The organism is Flavobacterium hungaricum (assembly GCF_015182285.1).
GTDB classification, from domain to species: domain Bacteria; phylum Bacteroidota; class Bacteroidia; order Flavobacteriales; family Flavobacteriaceae; genus Flavobacterium; species Flavobacterium hungaricum.
The window spans coordinates 38,055-53,778 of the sequence record NZ_PRDM01000006.1; the positions used below are offsets into that span (position 1 = coordinate 38,055).

Below are 15,724 nucleotides of genomic sequence, written 5' to 3' on the forward strand. Positions count from 1 at the left end.
TATATGTTTTAGGCTTTAAAAACCAGTCTCTCTTCTCTTTGTGCTTCTTTGGCTTTTCTTTTTCCTCTAAAGAAGAAATACAAATTAAAGAAAAGCATTATTCCTAAATAAATAGCAAAACCGCCAATTTTGTAACTTAATCTTTCGACCAATTCCTGATAGCTGTTGTTGTATAAATTTAATTCTAAAATCATCAGAGCAAAACCAATATTTAAAAGATAAAAACCAGTTTCAAAAAGTCTGTTGGTTGCCTCTGCAATATCTTCACGTCCTTTGAAGATATCCAGCATAAAGATTTTTCCGTTTTTAAAAAGTGTTTTAGAAACATAATAGGTTAAAAACAATGCAACTGGTAAATAAATGCTGTAACCGATTAATATTTTTGTAGTTTCCATAAGATTTTGATTTTAAGTTATTTGATTAGTTTTTGAATGTATTTTGTTATAACAATAATATTGAGGTAATGCAGGAATGAAATAATAAAAATAATAACAGCTGTTTTGATGCAGATTACTTCAATCAATTGAGCAGCTGAAACGATTTTCTGCCAGGAAATTAAAGTCATCGCGCAATACCCAATATTTAAGAGATAATAGCCCAAAAGTAAAACCTGATTTAGTTTTTGGCAGAGATCAATATGATCGGGAATTAATGCGGCAACATAAATATTTCCGTTTTTGTAGCAGACTTTTCCAACTTTCACAATAATAAAAATCGTTATGCAGAGATAGATCAAGTATGCTGTTATGTTGAGGTTCATAATTTCTTTTTTTGATTGTAAATAATAAACGTCAAGAAAAATGCTAGCGAAATGGGCAGTAACATTAGCCAGCTAAAAACGCCGTCCCAGATTAAAAAGAAAAAAATGACCAGACCAAAATAAATGTAAATCAGTTTGTTTTTTGGAAAGACGATTAAAAAAAGAATTGCAGTCAAAACTTGTAAAAAACCTGTCACTGGTAATCCGTACCCTCCAGCAAGCATAAAAGTTAAGGCGCAGACATTGGTTATTTCAATTACTTTAAAAGCTGTTTTCATGTTTTTTAAATTTGGTTCAGACGGCTATTTCGTAAACTCTTTCTTTAATGTTTAATTTTCTTTTATTCTTTACGCCAATTTCAGAACCTTTTGCCAAAAGAACAGAAGTTGGTTTTATGTGCTGCAGAAACTCAAAATCTTCGCCGTAAGTTTCTCTAAAATCAAGTACTGTGTTATGATTTAAAACTTCCAGTTGTTCCCAGCGCGGGTGCGTCACTTCATATTCAAAAGTTGTTTCCTCACTGATTTTGGTATATCCGAAATAATGTTCTGTAATAAATTCGGCCTCAGAACCAACTTCTATTTTATTTAGATCTTTTTTCGTCTTTACCTCAATTGTATTCCATTTTTTTCCATTTTTCCATTGATAAATAAAAGTGTCGGTATCTTTATTTTCGACGATTTGATGTTTCATTTGCTGTGTTTCATAATGTTCTCGATACAAAGTATTCGCTATAAAAGTGATCGCTTTTCTCGGAACAATTTCTTTGATGAAAACGACACCGCGTTTCCATTCGCCATTTTCAAAACGTTTGACATAGAATCTTAAATTCACTTCTTCAAAATTGATATGAAAAGGAATTTTTACTCCCAGTATTTTTGTGTTTTTAAACATAAACCCAACAAGACTTACATAACATTTGTTGTTCCAGATGTCAATCTCAGTTCCCGCCGGAAGGTATTTTTCTAAAACTTGTGGAGCAACCTCATAATTAAATAAGGCTAAATTTTTCCATTCTGCTTTTAAGAAAGAATCAGAAGTAAGATTGGCTGTTAAAAAATAGAAATAAGTAGCAATTGACATTGGAAATAGAAAAAGAGTGATAAAATTCCCTAAATCATTTCCAGCTTTATAATTGAGGAAAATCAACAGAAAAGCAATTACAACTAAACCCCAGTAAAGGCGGATTTTGTTCTTTTTTGTTTGATCAAGTTCTTCCATTTCTACCAATAAAATAGTGGCTATCGTGATTTGAACCATTCCAAGAACGATCTGAAATAACATTCCAGGATATACCAATAGATATAATGCAAGCGTAATAAAATAAAAGATTTTGTTGATTTTATGAAGTTTTGATAATAGTCTCATGATGCTTTTTCGATTAGAATTAAAGTTTTGATAAAATAGACAGCGGTAATATTTGGAATAATGTTTATGAAAAACACTTGTAAAAAGTCATTCCACATAATGGTTTCAAAAAGCGAAAACAGTATTACAGCGTTCGCAATAGTTATCATCCAATATGTTTTAATTCGATTTTTAATATCCTTTTGATCAGGTGTCATTACGTACTGTATGGTAATTCCTATTGCTGAAAGAACTTGCACAAAGCTTAGAAATAGCTGCCCAGTAAATCTTCCATAACATGTCAGACAAAGCAGTATACAGATTGTAAAAGCAATAATATTAATTTGTCTCAGCGTGCTTATTTTATTTTTCATTTTGAACTTTCAGAAAATAATGAAACATTGTTTTAAATTTTTTTATTCAGTAACATTTTGTTTCTCAGAATATACCAATATGGAAAGATAAATGGCTAATATTAGCGGTAGAGAAAATATCAAAAAAGTATAGTTTGTGTTTGGAAAGCTGTACCATAAGATGAAGAAAAGTGTCACTCCTGCAAAATAGATGTAAATTTTACTATCACATTTTCCATCATACAGCATTTTAAATGCAATCATAACTTGAAGAAATCCCGTTGCCATTGTTGATAATAGACTAAAAATTAAAGCTCCTTCTTCAATAAAAGGATACGAAAGCAAGATTACAAACGGAAGTGAAACTGCAAACGTATTGATATATTTTATAGTTTTCATGATTATTGATTGTTTTAAACTTTCAGAAAAAAATGAAAGTTTTGGTTAAATTTTTTTAGTTTGGGCTTTATTTCATCATTTTTATAACCAGTTTTCCCAACCAGTTATCATTAAACTCAGTCATTTTATCCAGCATATTATCTGCTTTTAAAACAAAGTCGTACAATTTCGAAGTCTGATCTACAAAGTGTTTTTCTTCTTCAGAATCTTTAGCTTCAATAGTCGAAACCTCTTTTAAAATTTTAAGCGCTGGTTTGATTTCTCTTTTGCTTCTTTCTCTCGAAATTTTAGAAGCCAATTCGTCTAAATCTTTTTCGGCTGTAAAAAACTCTTTGCGTTCTCCGGCTTTGTATTCCTTGTAGACAATTCCCCAGTCCATTAAAGCACGAAGATTCATACTTGCGTTTCCGCGGGAAATCTGTAATTCTTCCATAATGTCTTCCATAGAAACAGCTTCGTTTGAGACCATTAATAAGGCATGAATTTGTGCCATGGTTTTATTAATTCCCCATTGAGAACCTAAAGCTCCCCAAGTCTGAACGAATTTATTTTTTGCTTCTTTGAATTCCATGAAACAAATGTATGTAAAAGTTTTTAAACTTTCAAAAATAATTGAAAGTTTGTTTAAGAAAGGGTCAATTTTTACGAATAAAATTAATATGGATATTGTTTTTTTTCGATTGAAAATATCTTGTAACAAGTTTTATCTATTTCATAACCAAATATTTAGCCTCTATAACATATTGTAAAAGATAATTTTAGATAAGATATAATTTTGAAATGAAATTAGTTCTCAAAACTATTTTTAAACACAATGTTATAAAATTCAAATGGTCTCACAAATTAATCACTTGTGAATGGAACGATTGGAATTTGAACACTCGAAAACTGATACTGCAGATCAGAGAATGAGAAAAGCATTAACACCGAAAATTGAATCTTATTCAACAATGTAAATGAGATTTTTATCTCAATAAAAAAAGAAAAAGTACAGCTGTTCGATACAGATTATTTTTCTGATTGTTAATTCTTAGAAAAGAAACCACAATTTGAGGTTTTACAATAGAGATCAGAAAGCCTCATACTATTGTCTAATGTAAAAACAAAATTATGATTGATGTATTAATTAAAAATGAAATGGGTACAGCGCCAATTGCAACTGCAAGAAGCAATGATCCTATTGGCGCACATGATTTGAGAGTAACCAATCTTGATCCGGCACAATTAATCGTTATTGGACGAGAATATATGGTAGGACTTGATGATAACACTCACATGACTGGCCGCACTTGTACTGCAAAAGCAGGAACTACTGCAACATTTACAAGATAATTAATGGTGGAGAAGAAACCACTTAAAAAACGAACTGTTTGCATTCAGAAAATAATGCAGGGCGAAACCTGAAAAGCCTATGAGTAAGGACAAACAAATCAAAAATATAAATTATGGCAACTTTTAGCACAACAATCAACATTAGCCCAGAAGATGTAAAAATTTTAAAAAGTCAAGGATATTCTTTATACGGATTTAAATCTGTATCTGCTTCTGGTGATGGAGCTCCTACGGTTTGGTTTAATCTTCCAGCAGATAAATTATTAACTAAAACGGTAATTACTTGGCAAGAAGAATATCAAGCTTATAATTCAACAAGTACAATTCTGCCTAAGACAGTAATTGAGGCAAGCAACACTATTGATACAGATTTAGGCCATTTAGTTACAATAGAAGAAGGATCTGGTAATTTAGAATCCAGTTTAGATGGTATTGATGGCGCTGTAGCTTTTCTTAACAACGACAAACAGCAATTTACTGTTGGAATCAATCAGTTGGTAAATGGAAAATCAAATATCTTGTGTGCATTCCCTATTTTAGGAGCTGGTTCTTCTAGAGTTATTACTCCAATTACCAAAATAGCATTAATTTTCTCTACGGAGCAAATCTTAACAGCTACTGTAATTACAAAAGCAATGTCGGCTGGTGCATTTATTAACCTTACAGGTGTAAATTCACGTGAAACTAATTATTCTGTAAATAGCGGATGGAGCGCAGGAGGAGCAACATGGTTGAAAAACTTTAATGCTCTTACCAATTTAAAAACATTGTTAATTGAAAATACTTCTAAGCAGGAAAGAGAAATCAGCGAGAAATTCGCGGTTTAATTTTGAGGACCCAGAATTACTCTTCATCAAATTTTTGATGAAGAGTAATTCTTTTATTTTATAAAATCAAGATATTCTATTTAACTTAATAAGAAGGAAATGAAAAGCTCATTAACAATTAATTTATCACAACAAACAGTTGAGATACTAAATAAAGGTAATTATACTTTATGCTGTTTTCTGGCTTCTAAATCTAATAATGCTTTATGCTATCCTTTATGCTGGAATACCACTAGTAAGAATTTTTTAAGATCAGTATTAGTGGAATGGAAATTTGATCTCTCAGCTTATTTATCTACAAGTCCAATTGTCGATAGAGGAGTTGTTTACATTCCCCAGCCTCAATCTTCAATGTCTCAAAATTCTACGAGATATACCGTCACAAAAAATATATCGGGTTCTAATGACAAAATAGATTTAAAGCAACGAATGCTAATTGAGGATTTAGGAAAAGTAACGATTGATACAAATAATGATTCTCAAAATGTATTGATCCAAAATAATTCTCATGATGCGTATTCTACAGGAATTTGTGTGTACAGCATTAATGATGATCAATATTATGGCAGTTGTGCTTTTTCCCTTTACGGAGGAAATGGTATTTCTGTTGCTCCAGTAAATAAAATATTAGTAATGTTTAGTACAAAAGATATACAAAATAATACAGTAATCCTAATTACAGAAAATATAGGATTTCTAATTGATTTTAACGGAAGTACTAATAATTCGAGAGTTGTTTCCTATGATATTAATAAAGGATGGAATTCTAACAGTCAAACATGGGCAACAAATATTCCTATTGGTACATCACTTAGTGATATTTTGGTAATTTGATATATTAGTTCCAAATAGTTTTCAAAATATTTTTTATGGTTTTTTAAAATTATAAAGTTATGTTAATTCAAGTCCTGAATTTTTGATTAACTAATGAGAAAGATATTTTTGTAAAAATCACATTTTATGGAATTATACTACACTTTTTCAGTACTAATCGTACTGGCCTCTTTCTTCGCCTATTTAAATTTAAGATTTTTAAAACTTCCAGGAACAATTGGGATCATGATTATTGCGATGCTCGTTTCTGTAGCAATTCGTCTTTTGGGAGATTCTTATTTTCCCGCAACCACAAAGCATTTTTTTGGTCTTATAAAAGAATTTGATTTCAACGAAATTCTAATGGGCGCCATGCTTAACTTTCTACTTTTTGCGGGCGCACTGCACGTAAATATGTCAGATCTTAAAGAACAAAAAGTCCCGATTATGATCTATTCTACAGTTTCTGTAGTATTGTCAGCCTTAATTATTTCGATGCTGCTTTTTTATATTGCCCCGATTTTCGGGATAAAAATCCCCTATTTATTCTGTTTGGTCTTCGGAACCTTAATTTCTCCAACCGATCCGATCGTGGTTCTTGGGGTTTTAAAACAGGCTAAAGTTCCTAAAAGAATAGAAACCAAAATTGTTGGAGAATCTTTATTTAATGATGGAGTAGCGGTGGTAATGTTTGCTGTAGTTATGGAAATGGCAACCAACCCAACATTTGACATGAGTTTTGGTTCTATTACCTGGCTTTTTGCAAAAGAAGGAATCGGAGGGCTTTTACTAGGAGCTGGTTTAGGATTTACAGCCTCAAAAGTTCTCAAGAAAATTGACGATTATAAAGTTTCGGTCCTCATAACGCTTTCTATAGTAATGGGCGGATTTTTGATCGCCAAAAGTCTGCACGTTTCAAGTCCGCTCGCGATGGTGGTTGCGGGATTGATTATTGGTAATTATGGTAAAAAAGTTGCGATGAGCGAAGTAACCAAAGATTATTTGGAAAAATTTTGGGAACTTATTGACGAAATATTAAATGCGATTTTGTTCTTGTTTATTGGATTCGAACTATTATTGCTGCCAAACTTAGAGAAACAATTGGTAATTGGTTTAGTAACTATTTTGATCGTACTCTTTGCTAGAATATCATCAATCGTTTTACCTTGGAAATTCTTCGATATCTTTAAATTCTTCGGAATTAAATCGGCTTATAATAAAGGCTCATTAACCGTTTTGGTCTGGGGTGGTATCCGCGGTGGTGTTTCTATTGCTTTGGTACTTTCATTACCAGACGGAGAATATAAAAACCTGCTTTTGGAAATAACTTATATAGTCGTTTTATTTTCAATCGTAGTCCAAGGATTAACGGTTGGAAAAGTAGCTAAAAAGGTTCTGGAGAAAGAGTAAAGAATTAAGAAAATAGAATAAAGATTTGCTCTTAGAATTTGATAAAAAAAGCCTGCAGAATTATTTTTTGCAGGCTTTTTATTATCGTTTATCTTCTTTTGAATAATTTGATTCTCCGTTAATATTAATTTCTTGACCTAAAAAGCGAGGTTCTCGATTTCTTAAAACATTCAGAAAAGATTTAAATCTTGACAGATATTCTCTAAGCGTTACATATTGGTATCCGAGATATTGTCCTTTGTTCGCCGAATATCCAACCGATTTAATTCCGAGTTTTTGTCCGATATAAATCGCTCGGTTCAAATGATATTCCTGCGAAATTAAAGTTGCTTTTTTAATCTTAAAAATATGTTTGGCGCGATACATGGTCGAATACGTATCGAAGCCGGCATAATCAATAAAAATTTTGGTTGTATCCACTCCGTGTCTGTAACAGTAGTTTTTCATTACCGTTAATTCATCATATTCTTCACGGCCGTTATCTCCGGAAAGTAAAATTTTATTGATGCGTTTTGCCTTCCAAAGCATAATTCCTGCATCCAGTCGATCTTTTAAATATTTACTCGGCTGATTGCCGTTAATTCCCGCACCAAAAATAATTCCGACATCATTTTTAGGAAATCTTTTAATCGAATAATAAATGTTCTTTTTGGTTGAAGATTTTACGTAATAATTTACAGATACAATTGCCACGAATCCTAGAATTGCAAGGTAAAGGAAGGTTTTTAAATATTTTTTCAATTTATTTTTTTGTAAGATTAAGATTTAAAAATGCGAAGATAACTAAATTTAGTTGCAGATAAAATCAAAAAAAACCGAAGCACAAATACTTCGGTTTGATCTAAAATCTAAAATCTGAGATCTAAAATTATAGCAATCCCGCTCTTTTCAACAAAGCTTCCGGTTTTGGTTCCTGACCTCTAAAACGTTTGTATAAAGTCATCGGATGTTCTGTTCCTCCTTTAGAAAGTACATTGTCTTTGAATTTCTTCGCTACTTCTTCATTGAAGATTCCCTTTTCCTGAAAATATTCAAAAGCATCGGCATCTAAAACTTCTGCCCATTTGTAGCTGTAATATCCAGAAGAATAACCGCCTTGAAAAATATGAGAAAAAGCCGTACTCATGGCATTTTCTTTTACATCAGGATACAATTGTGTGTTGGCAAATTGTTCTGTTTCAAATGCTTTTAAGTCTGTAATATTGGTTGGATCTTGTCCGTGCCAAGCCATGTCTAAAAGTCCGAAACTTAACTGGCGCAATGTCGCCAAACCTTCTTGGAAACTAGCACTTTCCTTAATTTTCTGAACATATTCAATCGGAATAATTTCTCCCGTTTCATAATGATTCGCAAACAAAGCTAAAGCCTCTGGTTCGTAACACCAGTTTTCCATAATCTGACTTGGCAATTCTACGAAATCCCAGTAAACAGAAGTTCCAGATAAACTTGGATAAGTTGTATCAGCCAGCATTCCGTGTAAACCGTGTCCAAATTCGTGGAATAAAGTCGTTACTTCATTAAAAGTCAATAATGAAGGTTTTGTTTCTGTTGGTTTTGTAAAGTTGCAAACATTCGAAATGTGTGGTCTTTCGTTTAAGCCGTCTTTTACATATTGTGATTTGAATGAAGTCATCCAGGCACCGTTTCTTTTTCCTTTTCTTGGGAAGAAATCAGCGTAGAAAATCGAAACCAAATTGTTTTCAGCATCTCTTACTTCATAAGTGGTAACTTCTTCGTGGTATTTATCAATATCAAAAACCTCGGTAAAAGTTAAACCGTATAATTTTTTGGCAACCGTAAAGGCACCGTCCAAAACTTTTTCTAATTGAAAATAAGGTTTCAGTTTTTCATCGTCTAAATTAAAAAGCTGTTGTTTTAATTTTTCAGAATAATAAGCGCCGTCCCATTTTTCTAATTGCTCGATTCCGTCCAGTTCTTTCGCGAAAGCAGTCAATTCTGCAAATTCTTTTTGAGCAGCCGGTTTTGCTTTTGCCAGTAAATCATTTAAGAAAGAGAAAACTTTTTCTGGACTTTCGGCCATTCTTTCTTCCAAAACAAAATGTGCGTGGGTTTTGTAACCTAATAAATTGGCTCTTTCAAAACGCAGTTTCGCAATTTTCAGAACATTTTCCTGATTGTCAAATTCATTGTTTTGAAATGCTTTTGCACCAAAAGCAATTGCCATTTTTTTACGCAGTTCGCGATTGTCCGCATAAGTCAAAAACGGAACATAACTTGGATGATCTAAAGTGAAAATCCAGCCTTCTTTTTCCTGATTTTTGGCTAATAATCTAGCGGCTTCGATTGTTCCTTCCGGTAAACCAGACAAATCTTTTTGATCGGTTAAATGCAATTCGAAATTGTTGGTTTCTGCCAAAACATTTTCACCAAACTGCAGACTCAGTTTAGATAATTCTTTGTCAATTTCTCTTAATTGATTTTTCTTGTCTTCTGGCAGATTCGCTCCGTTTCTCGAAAAGCTTTTATATTTTTTGTCTAATAAAGTTGTTTGCTCTGGGTTGAGATTCAAACTCTCTTTTTGATCGTAAACTGCTTTTACTTTCGCAAATAAATCGGCATTTAAGCGAATGTCATTTCCAAATTCTGAAAGTAGAGGCGAAACTTCCTGAGCAATTTTCTGCATTTCGTCATTGGTTTCAGCCGAATTCAAATTGAAGAAAATACTCGAAAGACGATCTAAAATATCTCCCGAAAAATCCATTGCCGCAATTGTATTTTCAAAAGTCGGCGCTTCCGGATTATTTACGATTGCATCAATTTCGGCTTTAGCCAAAGTTATTCCTTCTTGAAAAGCCGGAACGTAATCTTCGATTTTAATCTGCGAAAAAGGTGCAGTGTTATGTTTAGTTATAAATTTTGAAAGTAAAACACTCATTATGATATACTGTTTTTTTATTAATTGAAGTCGAAATTTTTGAATTCCAAAGATAGCAATTTATAAAAATCAAATCATCTAAACAAAATCGATTCTCGGCATAAAATCCTCTTAAATTGTGTTATAGATATGTTATTTATTCCTATAGGCGATTTTAAAAGCGTAAATTGAGAAAATAGGATTTAGCATATAAATGCTAATCATAATTATAAAAATAAAAAGATATGAATTATCAAGTTGTTATAAATAATATAGATACGGTAAATGAAGTAGAAGGATATTGGTCTGATGAAGATTTGATTGCCTTATTAGAAAAATTCAATTATCCTGACGGGGCTACAGCAGAAAAATCGACTTTACCGGAATTACTAGAAATGGCTATTTCTGATTATGAGCCTAATGAAGCTGCGCAGATTGTTTTAGAATATAAATTAGGAGAGCAGCTAAGTGAAGGACAGATTGAGCAGATATCGAACAATATGTTGATTGATAAAGTTTGTGAGGAATATCCGGAAATACACATGCAAGGGACTTTGTTTCATGTCAATCAATTGCTTTTTAAAGCCTACAACGGGAAATTTCCAAACGCAAAAGCCTCTGTTGTTCATTTTTCAATGAAGCCAACTGATGGCGAAGTGCAAAAATTAACAGCCGAAAATGTATTGAAGTTATTGAATAACGGTTTGTCTGATAGAAATCTCATTAAGAGATTATTCGAAAATCAAATTTCTCAAAATATCCCATTTCCTGAAGCCGAAAGTATTATTTGGGAATTGACAACTGAAGATAATATAAATTACAATCTGGTTACTTCAGAAAACTGGATCAATAAAGAAGATGTAACAGAATCTGAATTTGAATCTGTTTTAGAAGAAGTTGAGGATGCAGCGTAATTTCAAAAAGATAAAATATTAATTAAAAAAAGGCTTCGCATAATGTGAAGCCTTCTTTAATGTGATGATTTTAATTTATCTTAAATCTAGTTTCACCAAGAATCGCTAAAAAAAAAACACAGAGATTCACAAAGTTTTTCTTCAATAATAATCTAAAAAAGCTTAGCGAATCTCTGTGTTTTCTTTGTGTATCTCTGCGGAATAATTTATTTTTTTAATCCTTCTGCAGCTTTATTAACCGCAGCTTTCAATTCTTCTTTGTAAGAAATAATAGTATCCAATACTTTTTTATCGTGGCTTCCGATGATTTGTGCTGCTAGAATCCCGGCATTTTTTGCTCCGTTTAGCGCGACTGTCGCAACTGGAACGCCGCCCGGCATTTGAAGAATAGATAAAACCGAATCCCATCCATCAATAGAGTTACTAGATTTTACTGGAACTCCAATTACAGGAAGCGGTGACATCGAAGCCACCATTCCAGGTAAATGTGCCGCACCGCCCGCACCAGCAATAATTACCGAAATACCGCGTATATGTGCATTTTTACTGAAATCGAATAATTTCTCCGGCGTTCTGTGTGCCGAAACGATATCTACTTCAACTTCTACATTAAATTGTTTTAATATGTCGATGGCATCCTGCATAACTGGCATATCTGAGATGCTTCCCATTATAATGGCTACTTTGCTCATTTTATTTTTTGTTTATTTTGTTTTATTTCAAGTTTCAGGTTTCAAGTTGTTGGAAATTGAAAACTGTAATCAAAAATTTGTTATAATTACTCTAGTTGAGGAATCATGTTCCAAATGTCAATTTCAAATTCTTCTTGAATTGCTCTTAAATATTTCAAAGATTCTATTTCATTTTCTATTTTCTCAGTAAAATAAACAAAAGCAGAAACTTCTTTTTCGGAGATTCTTTCCTTTCTTCTTTGAATAAACCGCTTTCTGTTTTTTACAAAAATTTCATCATTTAAATTCAAAAGATCAATTAAGTTTTTTGCTTCAATATCCTTAGGGTCATGAAGGAAATAACCATCAGAATAAATTAATCTTGTTTCAAAATTTTCATCAGATGGATAAAGTATGGGTTCAATCCAAGCAGTTCTTTTAAGATTATTTGGTTTGTGCTTTACCATAAACCAATTTTGATAAGAATCAGTTTCTAAATATTTTAAATTCGGATTAAAATGTTCTATGTCAACAGCATCATTACATCCTATATATTCTTCAGTGTAGGCACAAAAATTTTTCTGTTCTTTTAAAAGAATAGAAGACAGCTTTTTATTATCACCTTTTTTGTAAATTATTTTTTGGATAATGATTTCAGAAGTAGGATTTTTAAAAACTCTTTTCATAATTAGAAATTGTATTCTTCACCTAACTTTTCCAATTGCTCTGAAATTTCTTCTTTCTTTTTAGGATCGGTTTCAAAATGTATTTTTTGTTTTAAATCTAAATATTCTTGATGTTTTTGTTGTCCGTATTTGTTAATATAATTGATTCCAAAATCATTATAAAGCATATCATTTGGATCATCACCAATTGGAGAAGTTCCTCTTCTCACAGCGACTTTTCCTTCTTCATCAAAATATAAAATAAATCGTTCGTCTGGTTCAAATGAAGCTGCAATAAAAGGAGAATGGGTGGCAACTATAAATTGTGCTTCTGGAGCAAGTTTTTGATAATAATCTATTAAATCCATTTGCATGTCTGGATATAATGAACGTTCAGGTTCATCAATTAAAATAATAGAGTTTTTGGTATTTAGTTTAAATAATGGCAAGAATGATAATAATAATCCTTTTGTACCTGTGCTGGTATTTTGTATTGGAATTATTTCATCATTTCTTTTATTCTTAATAGGAATTGAATATTCAGTATTAATTAGATCTACTTCTAGATTTAATTTTTCTAATATTGGATTTAATTTTTCTGCAAAGATTTCTAAGTGATTTGGATTGTTTTTTTGCCATTTTAAAAATTCATTATTTAACTTTTGTGCATCAGCAATAAAACCTTTATGTAATAACTCAGAAACTTTCTGAGTGAAATTTTTACGGTAACTTAATATTTCATTTAGGAGAAATAGCCAAACTTCATCATTAACACTATCAGTGAATTGTAATCCAAAATTGTCCTTTTGAGTGAAATTTTTTTCTATATCTTTAAGTTCAGAATTATGTTTTTCAATTAGATCTATTGGGTTTTTAGAAAAAATATCAATGTTTCTGTCAGAAATAAGATTGGCCTTAAAGTAAAGAGGATCTACTTTATATTGAAAAGGAATTAAAGAAGTTACCTGTCCTCCATTATTGTAATCCTCCTTATAACTACGATTTTTAAAGTAAATTTCTTGATTCCTTAGATGGAATATTTCATCATCAAATAAAAAAACAATTTCATTATTTTTTTTTTGTATAGAATTTTTAAGTGCAAATAAAGAATGACCATTTACTATTTCTAGATCTAAAATGTTTGTGATGTATTCATAAATTAGCTCCAATAAGCCAGTCTTCCCAGTAGCACTTTGTCCAATAAAACATATTTTATCCAAAGGCTCACCTTTACGTTCGCCACTTTGATAAGTAAAATCAAAATCTAGATTTTCTAAATGTCTAAATTGATCGATATGTAATTTTGAAATTTTCATTTATTGAGTTTTTACAAAGCTAATTAAAAAATGATTGTTATTAGAAACTGTAAACAGCGACTAAAATCTGATCATTATACTTTACTGACCGCTGATCACTTTAATAGTATTCTTAACCTGTTCTGCAATTCGTCTTGCTTCTTGCATGTCTTCGTTTGCGATAGTAACGTGGCCCATTTTTCTGAAAGGGCGAGTCTGTTTTTTGCCATAAATATGTGGTGTAACGCCATCCCATCCTAAGATCGTTTCGATATTTTCGTAAACTACATCTCCAGAAAAACCTTCGGCACCTACTAAATTTACCATAACTCCGGCAACTTTACTGTCGGTGTTTCCTAAAGGAAGATCTAAAATAGCGCGTAAATGATTTTCGAATTGAGAAGTATAACTGGCTTCAATTGAATAATGTCCAGAATTGTGCGGACGTGGTGCTACTTCGTTTACCAAAATTTCGTCGTCTGCAGTTTGGAACATTTCTACTGCCAAAAGTCCCACGTGATTGAATCTTTCAGAAACATTCAAAGCAATTGCTCTGGCTTTTTCTGCTACTTTTTCGTCAATTCTTGCAGGGCATATTACATATTCAACTTGATTGGCTTCTGGATGAAATTCCATTTCGACAACCGGATACGTTTTTATTTCTCCAGACGGATTTCTGCAGACAATTACTGCCAATTCGTTTTTAAACGGAACCATCGTTTCGGCAATACATTCTACATTTGGAAGATCATCCATATCAGAGATTTGACGAATTACTTTTACGCCGTTTCCGTCGTAGCCAAATTCGGTGCATTTCCAAACAAACGGAATGATGATTTCGTTGTTTCCAACTGATTTTTGTAAATGTTCCGGACTCTCAAATCTCAAGAAAGCAGCAGTTGGAATATTATTTTCGGTATAAAATTGTTTTTGAATGCCTTTGTTCTGAATTCCTTTTAAGGTTTTTGGGGACGGATATACTTTTACACCTTCGTTCTCTAACTGTGTCAAAGCTTCAAGATTCACCAATTCTATTTCGAAAGTTAAAACATCAACTTGTTTACCAAAATTATAAACTGTTTCATAATCCATTAAATCGCCTTTGAAGAATTTGTTGCAGGCAATTTTACTTGGTGCTTCATCGCTGGGGTCTAAAACGTAGGTTTGAATGTCAAATTTGCGTGTATCGAACAAAAGCATTTTACCTAATTGTCCGCCGCCTAATATTCCCAATTTAAAATCAGAAGAAAAATAATTCATTTTGTGTTGTGTTTTTGCAAAGATACTTTTTAATTTTTTTTTGCCGCGAATTTTTTATGGGTTCAGTTTTTTTGCTGCGAATAGCACTAATTAGCACGAATTTTTTAAACTTTTGGTGCAGATTAAAAATATTAGAATGATTTTTTATTTGCCGCGAATTGCACGAATCAGCACGAATTATTTTAGAAAATGAGTTAAATAAAAATTTGTGGAAATTTGTGTAATTCGTGGCGACTCAAATTATTTTATTTTCTTCAAAACCTCTTTGGCAACTGCTTTATAGGCTGCAGAATGATCTCCGAAATCTTTGTCGATAATTACTTTGAGTTCGGGATGTATCCAATCGTAATAATTTCCCAAAACATATAGCGTTCGTATAGAATAGGCTTTTGTGGCCACTTTTACATCTGTAATCAGCCAGTCGAAAGAAGCTTCTATACAATCCTGCAGATTTTCTTCAGAAAGTTTAATGCAGTTTTCACTTTTCTTGTAATGCGATTTTACTAAAAGCTGTACCACTTTTGCAATGGGACGAAGCGAACTTTCGTCTTTTAAAACCTTCAGATTCGAACAGAAAAAATCCAAATGCGGCTGGAGCCAAAGCAATTCTTCATACGAGACAAATTCTAGGATCCAGCAGGCTTTATGATTGTTTTTGTCTTCTGGCGAAAAACAAATTGAAACCAGTTCTGCGAAAAGCAGCGGATTTTCTAAAATATCCTGCGCCGCTTTAAGCCGGTTTTCTCGGTAAGCGTTGACATAATCCAGTTTCGATTGGAGTTCAGAAAACATTTTATATTAAT

Annotated in this window: 18 protein-coding genes; 5 read left to right on the plus strand and 13 right to left on the minus strand. The window is 32.1% G+C overall.

Annotation, left to right across the window (positions count from 1 at the left end; genetic code table 11):
* Positions 1–8 precede the first annotated feature (8 nt).
* The 6 genes from C4F50_RS22080 to C4F50_RS22105 all read right to left on the minus strand — a co-directional run bounded on the left by C4F50_RS22080 (position 9) and on the right by C4F50_RS22105 (position 3,430).
* The gene (locus C4F50_RS22080) at positions 9–395 is read right to left on the minus strand and encodes a hypothetical protein (protein WP_194140824.1); all 387 of its coding nucleotides are present in this window, start codon (positions 393–395) and stop codon (positions 9–11) included.
* Between the two features lie 17 nt (positions 396–412).
* Positions 413–760, minus strand: coding sequence for a hypothetical protein (locus C4F50_RS22085; RefSeq protein ID WP_194140825.1), 348 nt, complete (start codon positions 758–760; stop codon positions 413–415).
* Entirely contained in the window at positions 757–1,038 is a 282-nt protein-coding gene (locus C4F50_RS22090) for a hypothetical protein (RefSeq protein ID WP_194140826.1), read from the minus strand. The genes C4F50_RS22085 and C4F50_RS22090 overlap by 4 nt, the downstream gene beginning before the upstream one ends.
* Positions 1,039–1,054: 16 nt before the next feature.
* Entirely contained in the window at positions 1,055–2,128 is a 1,074-nt protein-coding gene (locus tag C4F50_RS22095; RefSeq protein WP_348537027.1) for a YqjF family protein, read from the minus strand.
* A 395-nt stretch (positions 2,129–2,523) separates the two neighbouring features.
* Entirely contained in the window at positions 2,524–2,859 is a 336-nt protein-coding gene (locus C4F50_RS22100; RefSeq protein WP_194140827.1) for a hypothetical protein, read from the minus strand.
* Between the two features lie 67 nt (positions 2,860–2,926).
* Positions 2,927–3,430: a GbsR/MarR family transcriptional regulator gene (locus tag C4F50_RS22105; protein WP_194140828.1), complete on the minus strand. Its 504-nt coding sequence runs from the start codon at positions 3,428–3,430 to the stop codon at positions 2,927–2,929.
* 539 nt (positions 3,431–3,969) lie between these two features.
* On the opposite strand from C4F50_RS22105, the gene C4F50_RS22110 reads away from it, so the two are divergent.
* The 4 genes from C4F50_RS22110 (at position 3,970) to C4F50_RS22125 (ending at position 7,241) form a co-directional block, all read left to right on the plus strand.
* Positions 3,970–4,191: a hypothetical protein gene (locus C4F50_RS22110; RefSeq protein WP_194140829.1), complete on the plus strand. Its 222-nt coding sequence runs from the start codon at positions 3,970–3,972 to the stop codon at positions 4,189–4,191.
* A 113-nt stretch (positions 4,192–4,304) separates the two neighbouring features.
* The gene (locus C4F50_RS22115) at positions 4,305–5,018 is read left to right on the plus strand and encodes a hypothetical protein (protein WP_194140830.1); all 714 of its coding nucleotides are present in this window, start codon (positions 4,305–4,307) and stop codon (positions 5,016–5,018) included.
* A gap of 351 nt (positions 5,019–5,369) precedes the next feature.
* A complete protein-coding gene (locus C4F50_RS22120) occupies positions 5,370–5,852 on the plus strand; it encodes a hypothetical protein (protein ID WP_228012115.1) in 483 nt (160 codons plus the stop codon).
* A 126-nt stretch (positions 5,853–5,978) separates the two neighbouring features.
* Positions 5,979–7,241 carry a cation:proton antiporter gene (locus C4F50_RS22125; protein ID WP_194140832.1) on the plus strand — a complete coding sequence of 421 codons (1,263 nt, stop codon included), beginning with the start codon at positions 5,979–5,981 and terminating at the stop codon, positions 7,239–7,241.
* Positions 7,242–7,322: 81 nt separating this feature from the next.
* Here C4F50_RS22125 and C4F50_RS22130 read toward each other — a convergent pair whose 3' ends face one another.
* Together C4F50_RS22130 and C4F50_RS22135 are read right to left on the minus strand one after the other, a co-directional pair.
* On the minus strand, positions 7,323–7,982 hold the full coding sequence (locus C4F50_RS22130) for a SanA/YdcF family protein (RefSeq protein WP_194140833.1): 660 nt from the start codon (positions 7,980–7,982) through the stop codon (positions 7,323–7,325).
* Positions 7,983–8,109: 127 nt separating this feature from the next.
* Positions 8,110–10,137 carry a M3 family metallopeptidase gene (locus C4F50_RS22135; protein ID WP_194140834.1) on the minus strand — a complete coding sequence of 676 codons (2,028 nt, stop codon included), beginning with the start codon at positions 10,135–10,137 and terminating at the stop codon, positions 8,110–8,112.
* 224 nt (positions 10,138–10,361) lie between these two features.
* Between C4F50_RS22135 and C4F50_RS22140 the strand changes: the two genes are divergently transcribed.
* Positions 10,362–11,030, plus strand: coding sequence for a hypothetical protein (locus C4F50_RS22140; RefSeq protein ID WP_194140835.1), 669 nt, complete (start codon positions 10,362–10,364; stop codon positions 11,028–11,030).
* Positions 11,031–11,236: 206 nt separating this feature from the next.
* Here C4F50_RS22140 and purE read toward each other — a convergent pair whose 3' ends face one another.
* From purE to C4F50_RS22165, 5 genes are all read right to left on the minus strand, one after another.
* Positions 11,237–11,722: a 5-(carboxyamino)imidazole ribonucleotide mutase gene (gene purE, locus C4F50_RS22145; RefSeq protein ID WP_194140836.1), complete on the minus strand. Its 486-nt coding sequence runs from the start codon at positions 11,720–11,722 to the stop codon at positions 11,237–11,239.
* Between the two features lie 86 nt (positions 11,723–11,808).
* Complete coding sequence (locus C4F50_RS22150; RefSeq protein WP_194140837.1) at positions 11,809–12,387, minus strand: hypothetical protein; 579 nt, start codon at positions 12,385–12,387, stop codon at positions 11,809–11,811.
* A 2-nt stretch (positions 12,388–12,389) separates the two neighbouring features.
* Entirely contained in the window at positions 12,390–13,682 is a 1,293-nt protein-coding gene (locus tag C4F50_RS22155) for an AAA family ATPase (RefSeq protein ID WP_194140838.1), read from the minus strand.
* Positions 13,683–13,763: 81 nt separating this feature from the next.
* Positions 13,764–14,921: a 5-(carboxyamino)imidazole ribonucleotide synthase gene (locus C4F50_RS22160; RefSeq protein WP_194140839.1), complete on the minus strand. Its 1,158-nt coding sequence runs from the start codon at positions 14,919–14,921 to the stop codon at positions 13,764–13,766.
* Between the two features lie 240 nt (positions 14,922–15,161).
* Positions 15,162–15,713, minus strand: a complete 552-nt coding sequence (locus tag C4F50_RS22165) for a hypothetical protein (RefSeq protein WP_194140840.1) — start codon at positions 15,711–15,713, stop codon at positions 15,162–15,164.
* Positions 15,714–15,724 lie beyond the last annotated feature (11 nt).

Bases quoted from the DNA above. Each gene is read 5' to 3' on its own strand.
- C4F50_RS22080 (WP_194140824.1), bottom strand. From the start codon at position 395: ATGGAAACTACAAAAATATTAATCGGTTACAGCATTTATTTACCAGTT.
- C4F50_RS22085 (WP_194140825.1), bottom strand. From the start codon at position 760: ATGAACCTCAACATAACAGCATACTTGATCTATCTCTGCATAACGATT.
- C4F50_RS22090 (WP_194140826.1), bottom strand. From the start codon at position 1,038: ATGAAAACAGCTTTTAAAGTAATTGAAATAACCAATGTCTGCGCCTTA.
- C4F50_RS22095 (WP_348537027.1), bottom strand. From the start codon at position 2,128: ATGAGACTATTATCAAAACTTCATAAAATCAACAAAATCTTTTATTTT.
- C4F50_RS22100 (WP_194140827.1), bottom strand. From the start codon at position 2,859: ATGAAAACTATAAAATATATCAATACGTTTGCAGTTTCACTTCCGTTT.
- C4F50_RS22105 (WP_194140828.1), bottom strand. From the start codon at position 3,430: ATGGAATTCAAAGAAGCAAAAAATAAATTCGTTCAGACTTGGGGAGCT.
- C4F50_RS22110 (WP_194140829.1), top strand. From the start codon at position 3,970: ATGATTGATGTATTAATTAAAAATGAAATGGGTACAGCGCCAATTGCA.
- C4F50_RS22115 (WP_194140830.1), top strand. From the start codon at position 4,305: ATGGCAACTTTTAGCACAACAATCAACATTAGCCCAGAAGATGTAAAA.
- C4F50_RS22120 (WP_228012115.1), top strand. From the start codon at position 5,370: ATGTCTCAAAATTCTACGAGATATACCGTCACAAAAAATATATCGGGT.
- C4F50_RS22125 (WP_194140832.1), top strand. From the start codon at position 5,979: ATGGAATTATACTACACTTTTTCAGTACTAATCGTACTGGCCTCTTTC.
- C4F50_RS22135 (WP_194140834.1), bottom strand. From the start codon at position 10,137: ATGAGTGTTTTACTTTCAAAATTTATAACTAAACATAACACTGCACCT.
- C4F50_RS22140 (WP_194140835.1), top strand. From the start codon at position 10,362: ATGAATTATCAAGTTGTTATAAATAATATAGATACGGTAAATGAAGTA.
- purE (WP_194140836.1), bottom strand. From the start codon at position 11,722: ATGAGCAAAGTAGCCATTATAATGGGAAGCATCTCAGATATGCCAGTT.
- C4F50_RS22150 (WP_194140837.1), bottom strand. From the start codon at position 12,387: ATGAAAAGAGTTTTTAAAAATCCTACTTCTGAAATCATTATCCAAAAA.
- C4F50_RS22155 (WP_194140838.1), bottom strand. From the start codon at position 13,682: ATGAAAATTTCAAAATTACATATCGATCAATTTAGACATTTAGAAAAT.
- C4F50_RS22160 (WP_194140839.1), bottom strand. From the start codon at position 14,921: ATGAATTATTTTTCTTCTGATTTTAAATTGGGAATATTAGGCGGCGGA.
- C4F50_RS22165 (WP_194140840.1), bottom strand. From the start codon at position 15,713: ATGTTTTCTGAACTCCAATCGAAACTGGATTATGTCAACGCTTACCGA.